Genomic DNA, 23,428 nt, shown 5'->3' with positions numbered 1-23,428 from the left:
GTTACCCCTGCACATTATTGGGAGGCCCCGCAATCCTCGCTTTGACATTGGGCCTCCTTACAGGGCCACAGTAAAAGCTAACAGCAAGTGAAACCTTTCTATTTTTGCCAGGGATATTCGTGAAATGGCAACAGCACAAAGAGTCCGGCAACGTATGTCACCTATTTTATAAAACAGCGTTTCTATTTAATCAAAGAGGCGGACTAGAATTGCGAAGCAGCCAGCAGTTTCTGCTGCTGGCCGGAATGAAGGGAGGCGTTAACGATAGTTCACAATCACCTGATTGCTCTGAACTTGCAAGGCGGGGATCAGGCGACCGCCACCGGGTACTTCCCAGACAAAATGCATCGGTTCGATGGCGGGAACATTATTGAATCCGTTGGTGGTCCCGCTTTGCCCGTCCAGCTCAACACAGCGGGACTGGGAACATAAACGTACCCGTAAACCCGCAGGCGTTGGGCCATTGAGCTCATAGCGCCAGGCCACCAGCGTCATCAACCCCGAGACCGGCTGGCTGGGCGTCAGAGGTGAAGACGAGGCTGACTGGCCGCGGTGATTTAAAGTAATGCCCATGCCGCTGGCCTGCCAGGCGCCTTCTCCGGCAGCCTGCGCTACCAGAGGAAAAAACAACAACCACAGTAATTTACGCATTACTTACCTCCAATAGTCGCCGTCATACGGATATGGCGGTTGTCAGACAGCTCCATGTTCGATAACACCACCAGTTGCGGAATGCTGCGACGTAAAAAGCGTGCCAGTAACGGACGCAACGCGTGGTTGACCAGCAAGACCGGCGGCGCACCCAACATTTCCTGACGGGACAGCGCTTCCTGAGTCTGGGCCAGCAGTCGGTCTGCAAGACCTGGCTCCAGACCGCCGCCGCCCTGCAGCGCCTGCAGAAGCAAACGTTCGAGCGGGGTATCAAGGCCGATAACCTGAACCTCTTCATTACCCGGGAACCACTGCTGAGTGATGGCGCGTCCCAACGCAACACGTACCACCGCGGTAAGCTCATGCGGATCGTTTTGCAGCGGTGCATGTTCAGCCAGCGTTTCGAGAATGGTGCGCATATCGCGAATCGGTACTTTCTCATCCAGTAAGTTCTGCAGCACTTTATGCAGCGTAGTGAGCGTCACGACGCCCGGAACCAGGTCTTCTGTCAGTTTTGGCATCTCCTGCGAAACGCGGTCCAGTAGCTGTTGCGCCTCCTGACGGCCAAACAGCTCAGCAGCGAACTGCCCAATCAGGTGATTAAGGTGCGTGGCGACAACGGTACTGGCTTCAACAACCGTAAAGCCCTGAATCTGCGCCTGTTCCTTCAATGCGCTTTCAATCCAGATAGCGTCCAGACCGAAAGCCGGATCGACCGTTTTCTCGCCCGGCAGTGACCCGGCGGCAGTACCAGGGTTAATGGCCAGCCAGCGTCCCGGATAGGCGTCACCGCTGCCAATTTCCACCCCTTTCATCAAAATACGATAGCGGGCTGGCTGCAGATCCATATTGTCGCGGATATGTACCACCGGCGGCAGAAAACCCATATCCTGGGCAAATTTCTTACGAATACTGCGAATTCGCCCCAGCAACTCGCCATCTTGCTGAAAGTCCACCATTGGGATCAGGCGGTAGCCTACCTCCATCCCCAGGGAATCCTCCAGCTGTACATCATTCCATGTTGCTTCCACCACGGAGTTGTTTTCCGGCATTTTCACCGGCTGCGGCTCATCGGGAGCTTTTTGCTCACGACCACGCATCCACCAGGCCAGACCCAGTAACGCGGCGGTAAACATCAAAAACACCAGGTTCGGCATCCCCGGAACCAGACCCAAAAGACCAAGCACCGCCGCACTAAGCAGCATGACACTAGGATTACTGAACAGTTGGGTCACCATCTGTTCGCCTACATCCTGGTCGGTACTCACGCGGGTCACGATAACCCCCGCCGCGGTGGAGATTACCAGCGCAGGAATTTGCGCCACCAGCCCGTCACCGATGGTCAGCAGGGTATAACTTTCCGCTGCGCTACCCATGCTCATACCATGCTGCAACACCCCGACTAACAGACCGCCGACCACGTTGATCACCATGATCAAAATACCGGCGATGGCATCTCCACGTACGAATTTACTCGCACCGTCCATAGAGCCGTAGAAATCCGCTTCCTGCGTCACCTCCGAGCGTCGTTTTTTGGCTTCATCTTCGCCAATCAGACCCGCATTCAAATCCGCATCAATCGCCATCTGCTTGCCGGGCATACCATCCAGCACGAAGCGCGCGCCAACCTCGGCGATACGCCCGGCACCTTTGGTGATAACCATAAAGTTGATAATGACGAGAATAACGAAGACCACGATACCGATCGCAAAGTTACCGCCCACCAGGAAGTGACCAAAAGCTTCAACCACCTTTCCCGCCGCCGCCGCGCCGGTATGCCCTTCCATTAAAATGATACGCGTCGACGCAACGTTCAGGGCGAGGCGTAATAATGTGGTAAACAGCAAAATCGTCGGGAATGCGGCAAACTCCAGCGTACGCTGGGTGAACATCGCCACCAGCAGCACCATGATCGACAGCGCAATGTTAAACGTGAACAGCAAATCGAGGACGAAAGCCGGCAACGGCAACACCATCATCGACAGGATCAGCAGGATAAGGATCGGTCCGGCAAGGATTTGCAGTTGCGTGGATTTCAGGTTGCTGGGCAAACGCAACATCGCGACCAGATTAGCCATCAGTATTCTTCTCGTTCATGAAATCCAGTGCTTCAGGCACCGGAAGGTTTTCAGGTTGTGGTGGACGCTTGCCGCCGGCGAGACGCCAGCGTTTTAGCTGCCATACCCATGCCAGCACTTCGGCAACGGCGGCATATAATTGACCCGGTATTTGTTGCCCAATATCAGCATGACGGTATAGCGCACGCGCCAGCGGCGGCGCTTCTAACGTAGGGACTCGATGTTCAGCGCCAATCTCACGAATGCGCAACGCCACCAGCCCCGCGCCTTTGGCAACAACTTTCGGCGCGCTCATTTTGTTCTCGTCATACTTCAACGCCACCGAATAGTGCGTGGGGTTGGTAACAATCACGTCCGCTTTCGGCACATCCGCCATCATGCGACGCTGCGCGGCCGCGCGCTGCATTTGGCGTATTTTGCCCTTAACGTGCGGGTCGCCTTCGCTTTGCTTAAATTCGTCACGAATATCCTGACGCGACATGCGCAGCTTTTTCAGATGGCTGTAAATCTGGAAAAAAACGTCGAACCCCACCATCGGAATAACGCCAAGCACCACCAACAGCGCGCACATGCCAACTAAATCCAGAGCGTTGCCCATCGCCGTAATCGGCGACTCCGCCATCAAACGCATCATCGCCGGCCAGTTATGCCAGAGATAAAATCCGGCCACGCTCCCCACCAGCGTGGACTTCAGTATCGCTTTGAGCAGTTCCGCCCCGGTTTGCGCTGAAAACATGCGTTTAATGCCCGGCAACGGATTCAGCTTAGAGAACTTGGGCTGCAGAGATTTACCGCTGAAAATCAAGCCGCCAAGCATCACCGGGGAGATTAATGCCACCAGAACGACGCCGGTAATCAACGGTAACAGCGCAATCATCGCGTCTTTAATCAGCAGGATGATTTGGCTGAGGGTCAGGTTAGGGTCATTGACCATACTGTGGTCAAAACGTAATCCGGCCGACAGCATACCGGCCAGTCTGCGGGCAAGCGACTCCCCGCCAATCCAGATAATGCACACGCCCACCAGCAAAATAAGCAGTGAGGTCAGCTCTTTGGATCGGGGGACCTGCCCTTCTTCCCGTGCTTTTTCAAGTCGGTGGGGTGTGGGGGCTTCTGTTTTGTCGTCGTCGCTTTCTTCTGCCACAGTGCCTTCCTGAGAGTCTTAATCACATCATTTTCTCAGAAATAATTTTCATCAATGCGTGGATAAACGAGGGGAAAAGGAGTGTTTTCAGCTTTTGATTCTTACGCACAACGCTTTTGCATAGTTTGCATCACTTTTGCGTACACGCCCCTGAAACTAACAAATAGTATTCTGTGCTTGTTCCCTGCCGTTTTAACTTTTGCTAGCCTCAGTCAATCAATTACATAAAGGATTAATTATGCAATGGGACAAGCTTTTACATAACGGGCGTCGCAAAGATAAAGAAAAAGAAAAAGAAAAAGAAGATTTGCATTCGGATTCCTCAACAACGCCCTCAGACGCATCAAAAGCGGAATGGCGCCAGGAAATTGAAAGAGATTTTGACAGAATTCTTTTTGCTGCACCTACACGTCGCCTGGCTGATAAAACCCAGGTATTCCCACTTGATATGAACGATAGCGTACGGACACGCTTAACCCATTCTCATGAAGTCGCTAACTTTGCCCGCAGTATTGGTATGCGGTTGGCTTTTGACATGAAAAATAAAGTATTTAATGGGTTATCTGAGAGCGTTTGTGTTGAACGTGATGTCCCTGCATTATTGGCAGCAATTGGCCTCGCACACGATTTAGGGAATCCCCCTTTCGGGCACCAGGGGGAAGCTGCAATGCGCAATTGGTTTAATGCAAATTTAAAAAAATTGTTTAGTGAATACAATGATATCTATCAACCTGAAATTTTTGAGGACTTCTTTCAGTTTGACGGTAATTCTCAAACACTACGCCTTGTTACCAAGTTACAAATATTAAATGATCAATATGGTCTTAACCTTACCTACGCCACATTGGCTGCTCTTTTAAAATACCCGCGTTCTTCATACACAACCTCTGCAGGGCAATGGAAAAAACATGGTTTCTTCCATTCTGAATCAGAGATAGTCAACGAGATCTGGAATACAACGGGCCTTCAGGAAAAGATTCGCCATCCTTTTACATGGATAATGGAAGCCTGTGATGATATTGCATATTCAGTGCTTGATGCAGAGGATACGGTAAAAAAAGGTTTGGCTTCATACAAAGATCTCATTGACCACTTGATGTGTTGGGAAGAGGGTAAAGATCCCGTTATCAACGGTGTTGTGAAACAGACTGAAGAGAAAAATGCTGAATATAAACACCTACAGCATGAATTGACGCCTTCTGAAATCAATGACATGCACATGCAAATGTTCAGAGTAAAAGCGACGATTGCCCTGGTAAATGATGTTGTGGACGCTTTTGTTACCCACCTCCCTACTCTACTCAGCGATTGCTGTGAGTACAAAGATTTAATTGGCCAAAGCCGCTCAAAAGCGTTTTGTAAAGCTCTAAAAGCATTCGATAAGAAACATGGTTATCGTCACCGCTCCGTATTGGAACTTGAGCTAAAAGGTTCAAACTACATACAAAAACTCATGGACATGTTGTGGATAGGTATCCACGGTCATAAAACTCAGAAAGAACGAGATCAGGAAAAAGATCTGAAAAAAGCAGATGAAGCTTTCACATCTCGCAAAGAGTACCGTTCAAACTCACCATTCGGCCGATATGCTTACGGGCGCATATCAGAAAACTACCGCAGAATATTTGAAGACGAGCAAAACGGTCTTCCCATTCTGTATAAAGAAGCCCAACTTCTTGCAGATGCCATCTCCGGCATGACAGACAGCTATTTGATACGCCTGCACGATGAGCTAAAATCGCTTTATGAATACGAAAGTCGCACACACTCACCAACGCTTAACGACTAGAGTTGAAGATTTTTTCGACTCCAGTGACGAGCGCAAAAAAGCCAGAGCATTAATCGATGCTCTGGTCGTTCAAACGCAGGCGTGGATTTTCGGTGGTATGGTTCGCGATATTGGGCTCTATGGACCTGATGGCTTCACGTCCGATATAGATTTGGTCATTGACTGGTCTCGTCAGGACCTGATGAACGCGTTATATACTTTGCAGATTCATCAATTCACCGTCAACAAAATGGGCGGGATACGCTTTCATTACAATGGGCTAGATTTTGATATCTGGTGCATCCAAGATACCTGGGCATTCAAGACCCAAAAAGTGAAGTACGAAAATACTGACAGTCTGCTGAAAACGACGCTAATGTCCTGGGACTCCGTCCTCTATGACGTAAAGCGAAAAAAGGTCATCAGTACTAAGCGTTATTTACAGGATTTACAACACCGTCGGCTGGAACTGGTGTTGAAAGATACGCCAAATGAGTTAGGTTCTGTCATCAGGATCCTGCGCACAATCTATAACAAGCACGTCGAGATTCTTGGACCACAGATTTGCGAATACCTCCGACAAGCCTTGCAGACGTACAGCAGTGATTCCCTAAGACGGTACGAATATCACAGCTACCAGAAGCACTCGTTCAGCGAAGGCGAACTGCAGCGCCTTAAAGAGTCTCTCTTTGATGCCAGGTATGGACGAGACACGAAGCTTAATCAGTAATCCAGTCAAACAATAAGCCCCCAAATCTGGGGGGCTTATGTCATCAGAACCCGAGGCTATCCAGCAGGTCGTCAACCTGATCCTGACTTGCCACCACGCCGGCTTTTGAGGTGTCAACCTGCGGGCCGTTAAGCAAGCTTTCGTTTTCACGTTTCGGACGAGCGCCCTGCTCTGGAATGTTTTCCAACAGAACCATCAGCAGCTGACGTTCAATCTCCTGGATAACATCCATCATGCGCTTGATGACCTGACCGGTGAGGTCCTGGAAATCCTGCGCCATCATGATGTCCAGCAGTTGAGCGTTAGTAAAGCTGGTATGCCCTGGCACATCACCCAGGAACTGGCGGGTATCGGTAACCAGTTCACGGGCGTCAGACAGCTCGATCGGATTTTCGAACCATTCATCCCAGCGTTTGGTCAGGTCTTTGGCCCCTTTTTCCATCGCGTCCTGGTGCGGCTGCGAAGCTTCCACACTGTTCAGCGCGCGCTCTGCCGCCTGTGCGGTCATCTGCACAACGTAATCAAGACGATCGCGGGCATCGGGAATCGCTTCTGCCGCTTCGGCAATGGCCTGATCCAGCCCCAGTTCACGCAGGCTGTCGCGCAGCATTCGGGTCAAACTGCCGATGCGCGCGATGATGTCCCCGGCTGAATGTTCGTCAGCAGGTTTAATTTGTGGTTGCATCATCATTATCACACCCTCACATGCCCAGTTTCTCAAAGATTTTATTGAGTTTCTCTTCTAGCGTCGCCGCCGTGAACGGTTTCACGACATAACCACTGGCGCCAGCCTGTGCCGCCGCAATGATATTCTCTTTCTTCGCTTCCGCCGTAACCATCAGCACCGGCAGGGCGGACATTCCGCCATCAGCACGAATGGTTTTCAGCAGTTCCAGGCCATCCATGTTCGGCATATTCCAGTCGGAAATGACAAAACCAAATCCCCCAGCCTGCAGCTTATTCAGCGCGTCCACGCCGTCTTCGGCCTCTTCAACATTGTTGAAACCCAGTTCTTTGAGCAGGTTACGCACGATGCGACGCATGGTGGAAAAGTCATCCACAACCAAAAACTTAAGCTCTTTATCCGCCATAAAAAATAAACTCCTGATTCAAATACGTATTGCCTGTCCGGCACTGATTTTCGCCAGCATTTGCTGGCTTACCTGGCTAAGATCGACCACTTCGCTGACGCCACCCATATTGATGGCCTCGCGCGGCATGCCGAACACCACACAACTTGCTTCGTTTTGCGCAATGGTCCAGGCACCCGCCTGGTTCATCGCTAACATTCCGGCGGCGCCATCGTTGCCCATACCCGTCAGGATCACTCCCACAGCATTACGCCCCGCATGTTTTGCCACCGAATGGAACAGCACATCCACTGAAGGTCGATGCCGGTTAACCGGTGGACCATCATGAATTTTGATCTGGTAGTTCGCCCCGCTGCGCGCCAGTTCCATATGCTTGTCACCAGGGGCGATATACGCATGCCCTGGAAGCACGCGCTCCCCGTCCTCAGCCTCTTTCACGGTGATCTGACACAGTTTGTTCAGACGCTCGGCGAATGAGCGGGTAAATCCTGGCGGCATATGCTGGGTAATAAGAATACCGGGACTTGAAAGCGGCAATGGCTGGAGTACATGGCGAATTGCCTCTGTTCCTCCGGTTGAGGCGCCAATCGCCAGCAGTTTTTCAGAACTGAGTAACGGCCCCGCTTTCAAGGTCACCTGTGCCGTCATGGGTTTGTGGGCCGCCAGTTTTGCCCGCGACGCGGTGCGGATCTTCTCAGCGATCATTTCGCTGTAGGCCAACATCCCTTCACGGATCCCCAACTGTGGTTTGGTGACAAAATCAATCGCCCCCAACTCCAGCGCCCGCAGCGTGACCTCAGAACCTTTACCGGTCAGCGAAGAAACCATAACCACTGGCATCGGACGCAGACGCATCAGTTTCTCAAGAAAGTCGAGGCCGTCCATGCGCGGCATTTCCACATCCAGCGTCAGGACGTCGGGATTGAATTTTTTGATTAAATCCCGGGCAACCAACGGATCCGGCGCCGTCGCCACCATTTCCATATCACTGTGGCTGTTAATAATTTCGGTCATGATTTGACGCATCAGTGCAGAATCATCAACCGATAAAACCCTGATTTTACTCATGCTTTATCCTTACCTGGCGCATGCGCATACACCGTCTGTCCACGCAAGCTAAACTCGCGCACGAGGTTGCTAAAGTTTTCTGAATGACCTGCAAACAGCAGCCCATCTGGTTTAAGAAGTGGAACAAAACGGTGCAAAATGTCCTGCTGCGTCGTTTTATCAAAATAGATCATCACGTTACGGCAAAATATGGCATCGAAGGGGCCTGGCACGTTGTACTGCTTATCCAGTAAATTCACGCTGGAAAATTCAACATGCCCCGCCAGTTCCTGCCGAACGCGTACCAGTCCTTCATGCGGTCCGGTGCCACGCATGAAATAACGCTGTAGCTGCTGCGGTGACAGCGTCTTTAGCTCATCAAGGCGGTAGATGCCGCTTCTGGCTTTTTCCAGCACTTCGGTATCAATGTCGCTGGCAAAAACACGCCAGCGGCCCGGAGCCATACCTAAGGTATCGGCGAGCGTAATCGCAATGCTGTACGGCTCTTCTCCGGTTGACGCCGCCGCGCTCCAGACTCGGTATTCACCGCTGCGCCGACGAGCATGATCTGACAGCACTGGAAAATGATGCCCTTCGCGAAAAAACGCGGTCAGATTGGTAGTCAGGGAGTTAATAAAAGCCTGCCACTCAGCACTGTTCTGGTTAGCTTCCAGCATGCTGAGATAGCGACCAAAGTCATCCAGTCCCAGGGTTCGCAGACGGCGGACCAGGCGGTTATAAACCATGTCCCGCTTATGGTCGGCCAGTACGATCCCCGCACGCTGGTAGATTAATTGACATATCCGACGAAAATGCGCGTCAGACAGCGCGAGGCGCTGTGTCATCTGTAACAATAATGACGTTTGCCCAGGGGGCAGAGATGATGTCATAGCGCCTTCTCAATCACATTCAGGATACAACGGGCACAACCTGCGGCTGCGCCAATTCTTGTTTTGCTACGGTTTGCTCTTCAAGCTTAAAAAATGCGACACAGGCAGAAAGATTATCGGCCTGCATGGCAAGTTGTCCGGTGGCGGATGCGGCTTCTTCCACCAGCCCGGCGTTTTGCTGCGTCACGGAGTCCATCTGGCTGACGGCCTGCGCCACCTGCTCGATGCCTCTGCGCTGTTCATCAGAAGCAGAAGCAATCTCGCCCATGATGTCGTTAACCCGGGTAACCGAGCTGACAATTTCCGTCATGGTGCGCGCTGCCATATCAACCAACTGCGAGCCCTGATGCACTCGGGTGACAGACTCCTCAATGAGACCCTTAATTTCTTTCGCCGCCTGTGCGCTACGGCTTGCCAGATTGCGCACTTCACCCGCAACCACGGCAAAACCACGCCCCTGCTCACCCGCGCGAGCAGCCTCAACCGCAGCATTCAGCGCGAGGATATTGGTCTGAAAGGCAATGCTGTCAATCACGCCGATGATGTCGCCAATTTTCTGCGAGCTCGCGGAAATCTCATGCATTGTGCTGGCGACCCGGGACGTCTGTTCGCCGCCTTTATGCGCTGTATCTGCCGCACTTTTGGCAATTCCTGACGCCTGACGCGCGTTATCAGCATTCTGTCCTACGGTTGCGGTCAGTTGTTCCATGCTGGCTGCCGTTTGCGCCAGCGCGGCCGCCTGCTGTTCAGTGCGCGAAGACAAATCGTTATTGCCCATCGCGATTTCTGAAATACCGCTATGCATGGCTGAGCTGCCCTGGCGTACTTCGCTTACCGTTTCACGCAGTGCCTGCTGCATCTTCTTCAGACTGGCAAAAATGGCTGAGATCTCATTGCGCCCATAAACCGCTACCGGCCGGGCCAGATTACCCGCGGCAATGCTGTCGAAATGACTGCCCACGATAGCCAGCGGCTGGACAATCATCTTGCGCGACCAGTACAGCGCACCGCTGGTGAGCAGTGCCGCCAGTACCACCATGGTGGCGAAAATCACCCCCGACATATGGTAATTTCGCTGGCTCTGCTCTCCTGCCGTTTGCAACACGCGATCGATGTTGCTCTGCCACGCATTCACATTTGCATCAAAAGCATCCTGAGCAGCCTGCACCGGCGCGGTCAGAAAATCTGACAACTGATTGTTTTCAAGCCAGGTGGCCTGATGCGCAAGAGCGCTGTGCCATTGGCTGAAACTTTGCTCCGTTGCGCCAAACAGCGCCTTCCCTTGTGCCGTCGTATCCGATGTCGCCATAAAGCGTTTAAACATCAATTCAGACTGCGCCAGGCTATCACGTGCGAGAGTCATCAGCGTGTTGATATCCTCTGGCGGATAGCTCAGGGCGGTCAGCGTCCCTGCCTTATTAAGGGCCGTACTGGCCTGTAATAACACAGCGCGGGTTTGGGCCAGCGCAGCGCGTTGCTGATTACTTCGTTCGACCTGATTCAGGTTCTGAAAACCGTCCCGAAATGCCCAGAAGGACAAGCCATTACTGCCAATCTGCAAAACACCGCAGAGGATTAAAATCAAAAACAGCGTGGTCGAAATTCGAATACGATTAAACATCAACGCTCCCATTGGGCGGCACTGGCCGCGGTTTAACTATCAGTCAAAATGTTTCCCAATTCGTATCTTGTTCATTGTTCTGGCGCGGATAGGATGCGGCCGCCGTTGCAGGTAATCGTGTATCGCGCGGCTTAGCCGACGCCGGACGTGACGCAAGGCGGAAAGTCGACACCGACTGCGTCAGGCGGCTGGCCTGTTCTTCAAGAGCAGCGGCAGCGGCAGCCGATTCCTGTACCAATGAGGCGTTCTGCTGCGTAACGCGATCCATCTCGGATACCGCGAGCGCCACCTGATCAATCCCCCGGCTTTGCTCGTCGGAGGCCGAGGCAATCTCGCCCATAATGTCGGTCACCCGCGTTACGGCATTTACGATGTCGTTCATCGTTTCGCCTGCGCTTTCTACCAATACGGACCCGGTATCCACTCGGGAAACCGAATCCTCAATCAACGCTTTGATCTCTTTCGCCGCCTGCGCACTGCGACTTGCCAGATTACGCACTTCGCCCGCAACCACAGCAAAGCCACGGCCTTGTTCACCGGCACGCGCCGCTTCAACCGCCGCGTTCAGTGCGAGAATGTTGGTCTGGAAAGCAATACCATCAATAACGCTGATGATGTCGGCGATTTTCTTCGAGCTATCGGCGATTTCGTGCATGGTGTTCACCACGCTATCAACCACTTTGCCGCCATGCTGTGCGGTATCGGAGGCGCTTTTCGCCAGTTGCGAGGCCTGACGCGCGTTGTCCGCATTTTGCTTAACGGTTGCGGTCAACTGTTCCATGCTGGCTGCGGTCTCTTCCAGCGCAGAGGCCTGCTGTTCAGTACGAGATGAAAGGTCGGTGTTCCCGCTGGCAATTTCGCTGGTCCCGGAATAAATCGCATCAGAACCTTCACGCACCAGGGTGACGGTTTCCGTCAGCGAGCGCTGCATATGATCAACCGTACTGGCCAGCTCGCCGATTTCATTACGACCGCTGACGGCCAGGGTCGCGGTCAGGTTACCGCTGGCGATTTCCCGAATATGGGCAATGACGCGAGACAGAGGATTAAGCAGGGTATGGCGGATGCCGTACCACACCACCACCAGAATCAGCACCAGCACTACGGCCAGCACGCCAAGCTGCCATTGGGCGAAATGGTAATCCCGCGCGCTTTTATCGAATGCCTGAGCGTAAAGCTTTTCGCTAACGCTGGCGTACTTGCCCAGCGCCTCACCGAGCGCGTTTTGCATTCCCTGAGTCGGTTGCGCGAAATAGGCGTCCATATTGCCGTTCTCCAGAAACTGAACCAGTTCTGTTAAAGCCGCATGGTACTGCTGATATTTCTCCTCAACGTTACCGCTGGCTTCTGCCATCTCGGGTAACGGTGTGATGTTTTTAAATTTTGCGTAATGTGTTTCGGCCTGCGCCAACGATGCTTTCGCATTCTTCAGCAGATCGTTTTTCGCGCTGCTTTGCTGGTTGGACGCGTCCATCATCATGCGTGCAGAAGAACGGCTTAAATTGATACGTGTTTGCAGCATCAGATCCCATGTTGAGGTGAGTTCACTTTGCTGCTGTCGAAGATCGTTAGAAATAACAAAACTTTGCTGATTCTGCTGCAATGAAGAAAACAACAGACCACCGGAAACAAGCTGTAGCAGTGCGAAAACCCCCAGCACCATCATCAGCATTGTGACAACGCGGATACGGTTAAACATAAGGCACCTTCCTGAAAACGAGTTATCAACGTTATCGGCAGTCGCTGAGATAACTTTACGTTTGCGAAAAGGAAATCCTGAAGGGACGTGAAGCCTCGCGGAAGGAGGGGAAGACGGGTGTACGGCAACCACAAATCATTCACATAAAAACGTCACAATTATCATGTGAATAACATTCAAATTTATCTGTGGGCGCGGTCATATTGGATGAAATAGTCATTATTTCGTGACCAGGATCACAAATACATATCCTCTGCACCACAACAAAATGGATAAAAAATTAAAAAAAGTTGTATCAGCTGGCGCTTTAATTCAATTTATATGATGAATACTTAGTTACCAATTAATAAATATAAAAAATGAGTAACCGAACAATAAATGTTAAATCCTTACTGAGGGCTTTTTAGTGGCAAATGCAAACAAACTCACGCTGTTTATCGTGATCTTCATGTTGGCGGGGATCCTGTCAGGGGCGGTGATCCACTCTTATGCCGCCCCCGGCGTAGTGACCGCCTGGGCCGATAATATTACGCTTCTCACCGACATCTTTTTGCGCCTGATTAAAATGGTGATCGCACCTTTAGTATTCAGCACCCTGACCGTTGGTATTATGCGCCTGGGGGAAACGTCCACCATCGGGCGCGTAGGCGGCAAAGCGATGATCTGGTTTATCAGCTCTTCCATTCTGTCTATTCTGGTCGGTCTGTTTGTGGTTTCTCTTGAGCAACCCGGCAGCGGGCTGAACCTGGCGATCCCGCTGGAAGCCACTGATACCGGCCTGGCCGTGAGCGGCATGAGCCTGAAAGGTTTCCTGACTCACACCATCCCAACCAGCATAGCCGAGGCGATGGCCAACAATGAGATCCTGCAAATTGTGGTGTTCTCGATGTTCTTCGGTATTGGTGGCGCATCCCTTGGTGAGAAATTCAATGCCCCGCTGGTTGCCGCGCTGGATGTGGTCTCCCACATTATGCTTAAGGTGACTGGCTACGTGATGTACGTTGCGCCGCTGGCTATTTTCGCCGCCATTTCCTCCGTTATCTCCACCCAGGGTCTGGGGATCCTGCTCAACTATGCGTCGTTCATCGGCGGCTACTATGTGGCTATTTTGCTGACCTGCCTGGTTCTGCTGGCGGTCGGTTATGTCATGCTGAAAAAAGAGGTTTTTCGTCTGGTAAGCATGCTGAAAGATCCGGTTCTGGTCGCATTTACTACCAGCAGCTCGGAAGCCGCCTATCCGAAAACGCTGGAGCAATTAACCAAATTTGGTTGCTCGCCTAACATCGTGTCATTTGTATTGCCTATCGGTTATTCATTTAACCTGGTCGGCTCGATGGTTTACTGTTCATTTGCCTCGATGTTTATCGCGCAGGCCTATAACATTCACCTCTCCTTTGCAGAAATCACCGTCCTGATGCTGACGCTGATGCTGGCGTCAAAAGGGATTGCCGGCGTGCCGCGTTCTGCGCTGGTGGTGCTGGCAGCAACCATTCCGAGCTTTAATATTCCGGTTGCCGGGATTCTGTTACTGATGGGTATTGACCACTTCCTGGATATGGGACGTTCAGCAATCAACGTATTAGGTAACGGGATTGCAACGGCGATGCTGGCACAAGATGAAGGTTTACTGGAAGAAGAACCGGAGCTGGTTGAGCGGGAAGCGTAAGGGGAAATCTGCCGGATGCGCTACGCGTATCCGGCCTACAACAGCAATCATTGTAGGCCGGATACGGTATAGCGGTTACGCGACGTGGCTGGCGGCAATATCCAGCAGCGCCATTTCTTCGCTATTGAGCAGCTTCTCAATGTTAACCAGAATCAGCATCCGGTCACCCAGCGCCCCCAGTCCCGTCAAGTATTCCGTCGACAGCGTTACGGCAAATTCCGGTGCCGGACGGATTTGATCCGTTGTCAGCGACAGCACATCCGAGACGCCATCGACCACAATCCCGACCACCCGCTGGCCCAGATTCAGCACAATCACCACGGTGTTTTCGTTGTAATCCACATCGCTCTGGCTAAACTTCACGCGCAGGTCAACAATCGGCACAATCACACCGCGCAGATTGGTGACACCTTTGATAAACGCAGGCGTGTTAGCAATACGCGTCACCTGATCGTACCCACGGATTTCCTGCACTTTCAGGATATCGATACCGTACTCTTCATCCCCCAGCGTAAACACGAGGAATTCCTGACCTGACGGTTCGCCGGCCAGTTTAGTTACATTACTCATACCGGTCATATTATTCCCTTCTCACTCAATCAGGCGGCTGTGATCGCCACACGTTGTTCGCGGTTTAATCCCTGCAATGCAGAGACATCGACAATCAGCGCGACGCTGCCGTCGCCGAGGATCGTTGCTGCAGAAATACCTGGCACTTTGCGGTAGTTGCTTTCCAGGTTTTTGACGACCACCTGGTGTTGACCAATTAACTGATCGACCAGCAGCGCGTAGCGACGCCCTGCACTTTGCAAAATCACCACAATACCTTGAGTCGCTTCGGTTTTTGCGCCTTCAACCTCAAAGACTTTCCACAGCTCAACCAGCGGTAAATATTCGCCACGCACTTCCAGCACGCGCTCTCCTCCGGCCAGCGGATGGAGATCTTCTTCGCGCGGTTGCAGTGATTCCATAACGGCATTCAGCGGCAGAATAAAGACTTCGTCGGCCACGCGCACGGACATGCCGTCGAGGATCGCCAGCGTCAGCGGCAGCAGAATTCGGATAGTCGTCCCCTGTCCCTGTTTGGACTGGATCTCAACATGGCCCCCCATCTCCTGGATATTTCGCTTCACCACATCCATACCCACGCCGCGGCCAGAGACATCCGTCACCTGTTCAGCAGTCGAGAAGCCCGGAGCGAAGATCAGCATACCGACTTCGTCATCGCTCATGTTTTCGTGGATCGGCATCCCCTGGGAGATAGCTTTGGCGAGGATTCGTTCACGGTTCAGACCGGCGCCATCATCGGTGACTTCAATACAGATATTCCCGCCCTGGTGCTCCGCGGAAAGCGTCAGATTACCGATTGGGCTTTTCCCGGCTTCAAGGCGTTTTTCCGGCAGTTCAATACCGTGATCGAGGCTGTTACGCACCAGGTGCGTCAACGGATCGATGATGCGTTCAATCAGGCTCTTGTCGAGTTCGGTTGAGCTTCCCACCTGTGTCAGTTCGACCTGTTTACCCAGCTTACCGGCCAGGTCACGCACCAGACGCGGAAAACGACTGAACACATACTCCATGGGCATCATACGAATCGACATCACCGACTCTTGCAAGTCGCGGGCGTTACGTTGTAACTGCCCCATACTGGTGATGAGATCGCCATGATTGACGGGATCCAGTTCGTTAGAACGTTGTGCCAGCATAGACTGGGTGATGACCAACTCACCGACCAGGTTAATGAGCTGATCGACCTTCTCAACCGCTACTCGGATGCTGGTTGACTCGCTGGCACGGGCGGGTTTGTCGCGTTCCGCGCGTCCGTTTGGCGCTTCGCTGGCGGCGGCTTTCGCCGCTGGCGCAACGGCAACCGGCTGCGGCTTCGCGACAACGGCTACCGTTTCTGCTTCTGCTTCTGCTTCTGCTTCAGTTTCAACGGCTACGGGCGCTGCGCTGACGGTTTCGAATTCAATCTGATCAGCTTCAATCACAAAGCACAGCACCGCGATGATGTCATCTTCTGCGAGGTTGCCATCAAGCGTTGCTGACAACGTGTCGCTCCCTTTCACCACATCGGTTAAGGTCGCCAGGTTCCCCAGCTCCTCTTCCAGTAAATCCACTTCATTGGCTTTCAGGCGCGTGAGAATAATGCGTTTCTTGCTCTCTTCGCTTGCGGACTCAGGCTGTGCAACCGCCTCTTCCTGCATTGCAGCGCTGTCAACAACGCTCAGTTTTGCGGTGTTGACGACTGCCGGTGCGGTTTCACCTTTCGCTTCGAGCGCTAACTGTCGTAACGCATTACAAATGTACTCAAAGCTGGCGGCATCCGGCTCCTCTGAGTTTTTATAGGCGTCGAGCTGTTCCTGCATAATATCTTTCGTTTCCAAAAACAGGTTGATAATGTCGGCATTGAGCTGCATCTCGCCACGCCGCGCTTCATCCAGCAGGTTTTCCATCAGATGGGTCGTTTCCTGCAAAATGGTAAAGCCGAAGGTGCCCGCCCCGCCTTTTATCGAGTGCGCAGCACGAAAAATTGCATTCAGCTGTTCGGAATCCGGGGCTTCAGGAACCAAATCAAGCAGGTGTTGCTCCATGTCAGCCAACAGTTCGTCAGCTTCATCAAAAAATGTTTGATAAAAATCGCTTATATCCATGCTCACGCTATCACCTCGGATTGGCTGGTGGCGATGTGGGAACGCTTGCCGGCGGGAGTTCCGCTGGCTGTTGTAAGACACTTACCGGCTCATTCTGGCTTTCAGCGTTTTCATGCAAAATGGCCTCTTCCGCCTGCTTATTGAGAACCAGCAGGCTAATACGGCGGTTGATAGCGTCTTCAGGACCGCGATCGCTCAGACGCATCGTGGCGGCCATACCTACCACACGTAATACTTTTCCATCATCCAGACCGCCGCTAACCAGTTCGCGACGCGACGCGTTAGCGCGATCGGCGGACAACTCCCAGTTGCTATACCCTTTTTCACCATTGGCGTAAGGGTAATCATCCGTATGGCCGGAAAGGCTGATTCGATTAGGAATGCCGTTAAGCACTGGCGCTATGGCTCGCAGGATATCGCGCATATACGGTTCCACCTCAGCGCTACCGGTTTTAAACATCGGGCGATTCTGACTGTCGATAATCTGTATCCGCAGCCCTTCCTGAACTAAATCAATTTTCAAATGCGGGCGCAGCGCACGCAGTTTGGGGTCAGATTCAATCAACTGATCGAGATCGCCGCGAAGTTTGCTCAAGCGGCTTTGTTCCATGCGTTTTCTCAGATCATCGATATTCGGCTGCTTGTTCACCTCTCCCTGCTGCTGGGTGTAATCATCCCCGCCGCCTGGAATGGGACTTTGGCTATTCGAAATACGATTTCCCCCGGTTACCGCAGTAGCCAGCGGCGTACGGAAATATTCGGCAATCTGGATCAATTCTTTAGGGCTAGAGATGGAAATGAGCCACATCACCAGAAAGAAGGCCATCATCGCGGTCATAAAATCGGCGTAGGCGATTTTCCACGAACCATGCGCCCCACCACCGTGACCTTTATGCTTGCGTCGCTTTACAACGATAATGGGATGGGCCTGATTTTTCATGCGTCCTCGGTCGTCTGCTGCGCAGTTGGATTTCTCACCGCACGAACATGCTCTTCCAGTTCGATAAACGATGGACGTTCGCTGGAATACAGAGTCTTACGACCAAATTCGACGGCAATTGGCGGCGCGTAACCATTCAGATTGGAGAGCAGAGTTATCTTCACACACTGCATCATTTTGGTGGTTTCAGCGCTTTTCTGGCGCAGAACGCTGGCAAGCGGAGAAATAAATCCATAGGCCAGTAAAATACCGAGGAATGTCCCTACCATGGCATGTGCAATCAGCGAACCCAGTTCAGCCGCCGGACGATCGGCAGAAGCCAGCGCATGGACAACCCCCATGACCGCCGCCACGATCCCGAACGCCGGTAATGAATCCCCCACCATCGCCAGACTGTTGGCCGGGACTTCGGCCTCACTTTCGTGAGTCTCAATCTCTTCATCCATCAGCGCTTCAATTTCAAACGTGTTCATGTTGCCGCTGATGATCAGACGCAGATAATCGACAATGAAATCAAGCATCACGGCATCAGCAAGAATGCGCGGATAGCTGGCGAAAATTTCACTCTCTTTGGGGTTTTCGATATCGCGTTCAAGCGAGAACATACCCTGCTGACGTGACTTGGCCATCAGGCGATACAACAGCGCCAGCAGATCCATATACATCGCTTTGGTGTATTTTGAACGACGAAAAAGCATCGGGATGGCTTTCATCGTCCCCTTAATGGCTTTCCCGTTATTGCCGACGATGAATGCCCCAATACCCGCGCCACCGATAATCACCAGCTCAGCCGGTTGATAGAGTGCCCCAAGGTGTCCGCCGGTCATCATGTAACCGCCGAAAACTGTACCAATAACAACCAGGTAACCTAATAAGATAAGCACGACATCATCCTTTCGCAATTGACTATGACAGGATGCGCAGTCGGGCTGTTAACTCGAGGTCAGGACAAAAAAAAGCAGCGGTAATCGCTTACCGCTGCTGGAGTGTTTGTCCACACCGTATCAGTTAAACAGCCTGTTCGATCTGTTCATCCAGCAGTTGTGGAATAATATCGGCAGCATTCTGGGAAAGTTTACGTCTTTTTACGGCGCGTGATGGCGGTTGGCATAAACTGCAGGCAAAGCTGCCTGCGGGTTGGTGAGCGTGGGTAATAAAATTCCCACCGCAGCAATTGCATCGGGACAACTCCAGCAATCCGCTGTCGACAAAACGCACCAACGTCCATGCGCGAGTTAACGCCAGCAGTGGCCCTTCTTCTGGCTGCGGGCACTGCTCAAGATATAAACGATACGCTTTGATCACGGCATCCACGCCGCTGCACAAACCAGTTTTGAGCAGGAATTGCCATGCGTTGCAAAACATTGAAGCATGAATGTTTTGTTCCCACGTCATAAACCAGTCGGTGGAGAAAGGCAGCATCCCTTTTGGCGGAGGGCTGCCGCGTAATTCTTTATACAGCTTGATAAGTCGGCCACGGCTTAATTGCGTTTCGCTTTCCAGCATTTGCAAACGGGCGCCCAATGTGATTAATTCCATCGCTAGCTGGATATCACGCGCTTCCTGAACAATGCTTTTTTCGCTCATCATCAAGCCCTTTTCTTGCGCGCTGCTTCATCGATGTCGCTTAACAGTCGCGTTGAAAGCATGATACCGGTATGAATTTGCTGAAGATCGTCAACGCGGGAGTCTTGCGTCAGGCGAGTAACGGTCTGGTGATCGTCGAAACGGAAATGACAGACCAGTTGGTTTGTTTCAGCCAGTTTGACCATTTGTGGAAGTGTTAATGTTGCCAACGTGTCCGCCATTTCTTCGCTGATACCAAGGCGAAACATCGCAGATGCTTTGTCCTGAACGATCAAACGCTGTGCAAGCAATAAATATGACAAATTGATGTCATAGATGTGTTTCAGCAACTCGGATGTATGCATTATTTGCATCCATAATAACCAACATTGTTTTCATGCGGTGAAACCGCACCCCGTGATGTCGCCGGGAAGGCCCGGTAAAAAAAAGCAAAAGGTCAAATACATAGCAGCGTGACGGCACTTACGCGTTGTCTAAACATTCCCTTTTCAGAAAGCCGCGCCCCTTACAAGCTCACATCAATTCTTACAAATGTCTAAGATTTTTCCTAATTCGACGCAACTCTACCCGCCGCCCGTTACACATACAACGTAGCTATGCTGCGAATTTGAAGAATATGTGACATAGATCACATAAACCAGCTAAACACTTAACATAAATCCATCAGCACAGCTTTTACTTTGCTTATTTTTTAATCTCAAGTTCGCCATTTCAATTCCTGACATACGAATATTCTTGCAATAAAAGCGAATAGTATTTTGTTCACAAACGTTAATATCACCTTGTGAAATAGCGAGCTTGATCACATATTTAATGCAAAAGACTATTTTAATTAAATCCTTTATAAACAATAACTTAAATATTAAGGGTGATTAATTAATACCGGGTAGTGATAACCCGTTAAATGTTAAATTATGTTAATTTTTAATTAACACATTGTTTTCATTAGCGGTGAGTTTTACTTAAGTAAGCTGAACGTATTTACAAGTTATATGACGCAATTATTCTATTTATAAGAATAATTAATGAATAACCATGATGACATTCACACTATCCAGGAAGGAAACGTTGCAGTATGGAGTAAGCCGAGCAATGCTGAGAAACCCTCTCATAATTCTTGAAAAAAGGAGCGAGTTATGAGCTATACACACATTCTTGTGGCCGTTGCCGCCACCCCTGAAAGCCAGCAGTTGTTAGCCAAGGCGGTTTCAATCGCTCGCCCTGTCAACGCTCGTATTAGCCTGATAACCCTGGTCTCAGACCCTGAACTGTATAATCAGTTTGCAGCACCTATGCTGGAGGACCTGCGTGAAGTGATGCAAGAGGAGACTCAGGATTTTATCGACAAGCTCAGCAAAGAAGCACAGTACCCCATTGAGCATACCTTTATTACCTATGGGGCACTGAATGAACATATTCTGGATGTATGCCGTAAACACGCGGTCGATCTGGTCATTTATGGCAACCATAACCACAGCTTCTTTTCGCGCGCATCCTGCTCAGCAAAAAGCGTGATCGGTGCCAGCCACGTGGATGTTCTGCTGGTTCCACTGGCTGGAGATTGACCTGCGTTTTCTGAGCGTTACGCCAGTTTAGTGCAGGGAGAAACGTTGTCTGGCAATGGCTGTTTACTCTGACGTTGGATAACTTTTTCCAGATCGCAAATGAACCTCGCCTGCCAGTTATCGATATCGTTTTTAATGATAGTTTCGAGCATCTCAGCGTGGCGGGAGATACGCTCAGTAAGCGGCATCGTCAGAGCCTGGTTTAATGCGCCAGCCACTTCGTCGCGGTCATAAGGATTAACAATAAGCGCGGCAGTTAGCTCATTCGCGGCCCCGGCAAATTGCGATAACACCAGCACGCCGGGGTTGGCAGGATCCTGCGCGGCCACGAATTCTTTCGCAACCAGGTTCATACCATCTCGCAGAGGCGTCACCAGCCCTACATCAGAGTAGCGGAAGATTTTCATCAGCAATTTACGATCAAAGTACTGGTTCAGATAATAGAGCGGCGTCCAGCCCAACTGCCCATATTTACCGTTAATCCTCCCCGCTTCAGTCTCCAGTTGGTGCCGAATATCCTGGTAGGCCTGCACCTCTTCACGCGAAGTTGGCGCTATCTGGGTGTAGCGAATTTTACCATGGTGCTGCGGATAGTGTTCCAGCAGAGCCTCATAGGCCTGAAAGCGCTCCGGCAAACCTTTAGAATAATCCAGACGCTCAACGGAGAAGATATTCTGCACATTTTTGAGTTCTGCTTTCAGTTGCGCCAGCTTCGGCGGCAAAGGTCCAGAAGCCTGACGGGCGATCTCATCCGGCTCAATACCGATGGGATAGACCTGGGTACGAAACGCTTTTCCCCATGCACGGTGGTGCTGCTCGCTCTGAGTGGTTACCTGAGTCTGGGCTGCCAGACAATCCAGAAAAGCCTGACGATCGTTCTCGGTCTGGAAACCGAGTAAATCAAAATCACACATCTGCTCAAGTAGCATCTGATGTGGGGGTAAGGCATTAAAGATTTCCGGCGTCGGAAAAGGGATGTGCAGGAAAAAACCGATACGGTTATTCACGCCGCGTTTACGCAGTTCGCTGGCAAACGGCAACAGATGGTAATCATGAACCCAGATTATGTCGTCATCGTTGAGCAGCGGCAGCAGTTTATCTACCAGCAAGGCATTCACCCGCTGATAGCCCTCCCATGCAGGACGCTGAAACTGCACCAAATCGAGGCGATAATGAAATGCAGGCCATAAAACCGCATTGGAAAACTGGCAGTAATACTCTTCGTAATCCTGTTCACTCAAATTAAACGAAGCCCAGGTAATGTTGCCACGCGTGACTTTTTTTAATGGTTTGTCCTCATTACCCGTGTCGCCACTCCAGCCAAACCACAGGCCACCAGCAGCCTTCAACGCGCCAAGCACACCGACGGCAAGCCCACCTGCGCTCCCTTTGTCATCTGGTGAGGCGATACGATTAGATACTACGACTAAACGACTCATAGCCACCTCTTCTGTTATTCGTTGCTTTCGATTCTTGCTGCGAAGAGTTAATTTGTTCCAGCCAGTGCCAGACATCACTCACGCCATCCAGACGCCATGTCGCCTGCGTCGCTCCATTCCCCACCTTCACGGAAATGCCCCCTGCGCGATTAACCACGCCAAATCCTGTTTCGTCCGTCAGATCGTCACCAAAAAAAACGGGGATCCGTCCGGCAAAAGGTGCTTCCTGCATAAATGCGGCAATTGCGTCGCCTTTGTTCGTACCCTTTGGTTTTATCTCCACAACGCATTTTCCGTGCTGTAAAGCCAACTGCGGCCATCTGTGCGTGATGCGCTCAGCCAGATTAATTAGCGCCGCTTCATGTTCCGGGGCCTGGCGATAGTGCAGTGCGAACGCCATCCCTTTTGCTTCAAGCGTTGTACCCGGCATCGTCGCCAAGGCGGTACTCAATAGCTCTCCTGCTTCGCGCTCTATTGCCGCAGCCAGGCGCACTATATGAGTTTGACCATTGATGTCACGGCGCTCTGCCCCATGCACTCCGGCGAGCGGAAAACGAAAGGGAGTGGTAAGCGCGTCAAGCTCAGCCATCGAGCGCCCTGAAATCAATGCCAGCGCACCCGCATTATGCGTCGCCAACTGATGTAATAACTGCAGGATTGTCTGAGGGACAACGACCTGGTCTGGATAAGGTTTGATCTCAGCCAGTGTCCCATCGAGATCAAAAAAATAAGCACAGCTTGCAGATTGTTCAGGGGGTAAGATCAGTGATGCTGTCACCCGGTTATCCTCCTCATCATGGTCTGTACGCCGCGCGGATCGCGCCGTATATATGATGTATGACGGATATAAGTATAGAC

Annotated in this window: 21 protein-coding genes; 4 read left to right on the top strand and 17 right to left on the bottom strand. The window is 51.5% G+C overall.

Annotated elements, in window-relative coordinates:
- Window positions 1-258: 258 nt before the first annotated feature.
- Genes flhe through flhB form a run of 3 tightly spaced genes read right to left on the bottom strand, consistent with a single transcriptional unit; the run spans window position 259 to window position 3,873 of the window.
- Window positions 259-651, bottom strand: coding sequence for a flagellar protein FlhE (flhe, locus tag HVZ52_RS09440; protein WP_016153427.1), 393 nt, complete (start codon window positions 649-651; stop codon window positions 259-261).
- Window positions 651-2,729 carry a flagellar biosynthesis protein FlhA gene (gene flhA, locus HVZ52_RS09435; protein ID WP_016153428.1) on the bottom strand — a complete coding sequence of 693 codons (2,079 nt, stop codon included), beginning with the start codon at window positions 2,727-2,729 and terminating at the stop codon, window positions 651-653. Before flhA ends, flhe begins: the two co-directional genes overlap by 1 nt.
- Complete coding sequence (gene flhB, locus HVZ52_RS09430; protein WP_181599173.1) at window positions 2,722-3,873, bottom strand: flagellar biosynthesis protein FlhB; 1,152 nt, start codon at window positions 3,871-3,873, stop codon at window positions 2,722-2,724. Before flhB ends, flhA begins: the two co-directional genes overlap by 8 nt.
- A 238-nt stretch (window positions 3,874-4,111) precedes the next feature.
- Here flhB and dgt point away from each other — a divergent pair, with 238 nt between their 5' ends.
- Together dgt and HVZ52_RS09420 are read left to right on the top strand one after the other, a co-directional pair.
- The gene (gene dgt, locus HVZ52_RS09425; protein WP_181599172.1) at window positions 4,112-5,662 is read left to right on the top strand and encodes a dGTP triphosphohydrolase; all 1,551 of its coding nucleotides are present in this window, start codon (window positions 4,112-4,114) and stop codon (window positions 5,660-5,662) included.
- Entirely contained in the window at window positions 5,619-6,371 is a 753-nt protein-coding gene (locus HVZ52_RS09420; RefSeq protein WP_181599171.1) for a hypothetical protein, read from the top strand. The genes dgt and HVZ52_RS09420 overlap by 44 nt, the downstream gene beginning before the upstream one ends.
- Before the next feature lie 43 nt (window positions 6,372-6,414).
- Here the strand turns inward: HVZ52_RS09420 and cheZ are convergent, their stop codons facing one another.
- The 6 genes from cheZ to tar are packed head-to-tail and all read right to left on the bottom strand — an operon-like array spanning window position 6,415 to window position 12,719.
- Entirely contained in the window at window positions 6,415-7,059 is a 645-nt protein-coding gene (gene cheZ / locus HVZ52_RS09415) for a protein phosphatase CheZ (protein WP_029139578.1), read from the bottom strand.
- Window positions 7,060-7,072: 13 nt separating this feature from the next.
- A complete protein-coding gene (gene cheY, locus HVZ52_RS09410) occupies window positions 7,073-7,462 on the bottom strand; it encodes a chemotaxis response regulator CheY (RefSeq protein WP_016153434.1) in 390 nt (129 codons plus the stop codon).
- Between the two features lie 18 nt (window positions 7,463-7,480).
- Complete coding sequence (locus tag HVZ52_RS09405; RefSeq protein ID WP_016153435.1) at window positions 7,481-8,530, bottom strand: chemotaxis response regulator protein-glutamate methylesterase; 1,050 nt, start codon at window positions 8,528-8,530, stop codon at window positions 7,481-7,483.
- Window positions 8,527-9,399, bottom strand: a complete 873-nt coding sequence (cheR, locus tag HVZ52_RS09400; RefSeq protein ID WP_016153436.1) for a protein-glutamate O-methyltransferase CheR — start codon at window positions 9,397-9,399, stop codon at window positions 8,527-8,529. The genes HVZ52_RS09405 and cheR overlap by 4 nt, the downstream gene beginning before the upstream one ends.
- A gap of 19 nt (window positions 9,400-9,418) precedes the next feature.
- A complete protein-coding gene (gene tap / locus HVZ52_RS09395) occupies window positions 9,419-11,020 on the bottom strand; it encodes a methyl-accepting chemotaxis protein IV (RefSeq protein WP_181599170.1) in 1,602 nt (533 codons plus the stop codon).
- A gap of 43 nt (window positions 11,021-11,063) precedes the next feature.
- On the bottom strand, window positions 11,064-12,719 hold the full coding sequence (gene tar, locus HVZ52_RS09390; protein ID WP_046275660.1) for a methyl-accepting chemotaxis protein II: 1,656 nt from the start codon (window positions 12,717-12,719) through the stop codon (window positions 11,064-11,066).
- A gap of 406 nt (window positions 12,720-13,125) precedes the next feature.
- Between tar and HVZ52_RS09385 the strand changes: the two genes are divergently transcribed.
- Window positions 13,126-14,385 carry a dicarboxylate/amino acid:cation symporter gene (locus tag HVZ52_RS09385; protein WP_016153439.1) on the top strand — a complete coding sequence of 420 codons (1,260 nt, stop codon included), beginning with the start codon at window positions 13,126-13,128 and terminating at the stop codon, window positions 14,383-14,385.
- A 75-nt stretch (window positions 14,386-14,460) separates the two neighbouring features.
- Here the strand turns inward: HVZ52_RS09385 and cheW are convergent, their stop codons facing one another.
- The 6 genes from cheW to flhD form a co-directional block, all read right to left on the bottom strand.
- Entirely contained in the window at window positions 14,461-14,964 is a 504-nt protein-coding gene (gene cheW, locus HVZ52_RS09380; protein WP_003034638.1) for a chemotaxis protein CheW, read from the bottom strand.
- A 20-nt stretch (window positions 14,965-14,984) separates the two neighbouring features.
- Window positions 14,985-17,045 (bottom strand): chemotaxis protein CheA, encoded by a 2,061-nt coding sequence (cheA, locus tag HVZ52_RS09375; RefSeq protein ID WP_142417409.1) that lies wholly within the window; start codon window positions 17,043-17,045, stop codon window positions 14,985-14,987.
- A 4-nt stretch (window positions 17,046-17,049) separates the two neighbouring features.
- Window positions 17,050-17,979 (bottom strand): flagellar motor protein MotB, encoded by a 930-nt coding sequence (gene motB, locus HVZ52_RS09370; RefSeq protein WP_016153441.1) that lies wholly within the window; start codon window positions 17,977-17,979, stop codon window positions 17,050-17,052.
- A complete protein-coding gene (gene motA, locus HVZ52_RS09365) occupies window positions 17,976-18,863 on the bottom strand; it encodes a flagellar motor stator protein MotA (RefSeq protein WP_016153442.1) in 888 nt (295 codons plus the stop codon). Before motA ends, motB begins: the two co-directional genes overlap by 4 nt.
- Window positions 18,864-18,987: 124 nt before the next feature.
- On the bottom strand, window positions 18,988-19,572 hold the full coding sequence (gene flhC, locus HVZ52_RS09360) for a flagellar transcriptional regulator FlhC (protein ID WP_085951062.1): 585 nt from the start codon (window positions 19,570-19,572) through the stop codon (window positions 18,988-18,990).
- Window positions 19,569-19,910 (bottom strand): flagellar transcriptional regulator FlhD, encoded by a 342-nt coding sequence (gene flhD / locus HVZ52_RS09355; protein WP_016153444.1) that lies wholly within the window; start codon window positions 19,908-19,910, stop codon window positions 19,569-19,571. Before flhD ends, flhC begins: the two co-directional genes overlap by 4 nt.
- Before the next feature lie 792 nt (window positions 19,911-20,702).
- Here flhD and uspC point away from each other — a divergent pair.
- Window positions 20,703-21,131, top strand: a complete 429-nt coding sequence (gene uspC / locus HVZ52_RS09350; RefSeq protein ID WP_016153445.1) for a universal stress protein UspC — start codon at window positions 20,703-20,705, stop codon at window positions 21,129-21,131.
- Window positions 21,132-21,148: 17 nt separating this feature from the next.
- Here the strand turns inward: uspC and otsA are convergent, their stop codons facing one another.
- Window positions 21,149-22,570 carry an alpha,alpha-trehalose-phosphate synthase gene (otsA, locus tag HVZ52_RS09345; protein WP_181599169.1) on the bottom strand — a complete coding sequence of 474 codons (1,422 nt, stop codon included), beginning with the start codon at window positions 22,568-22,570 and terminating at the stop codon, window positions 21,149-21,151.
- Window positions 22,545-23,348 carry a trehalose-phosphatase gene (otsB, locus tag HVZ52_RS09340; protein ID WP_016156815.1) on the bottom strand — a complete coding sequence of 268 codons (804 nt, stop codon included), beginning with the start codon at window positions 23,346-23,348 and terminating at the stop codon, window positions 22,545-22,547. Before otsB ends, otsA begins: the two co-directional genes overlap by 26 nt.
- Window positions 23,349-23,428 lie beyond the last annotated feature (80 nt).

The sequence above is a fragment of the Citrobacter sp. RHB36-C18 genome (assembly GCF_013814485.1).
Lineage (GTDB): Bacteria > Pseudomonadota > Gammaproteobacteria > Enterobacterales > Enterobacteriaceae > Citrobacter > Citrobacter braakii.
The sequence above is the reverse complement of the archived record's forward strand: the minus strand, read 5'-3'. Positions and strand labels throughout refer to the sequence as shown.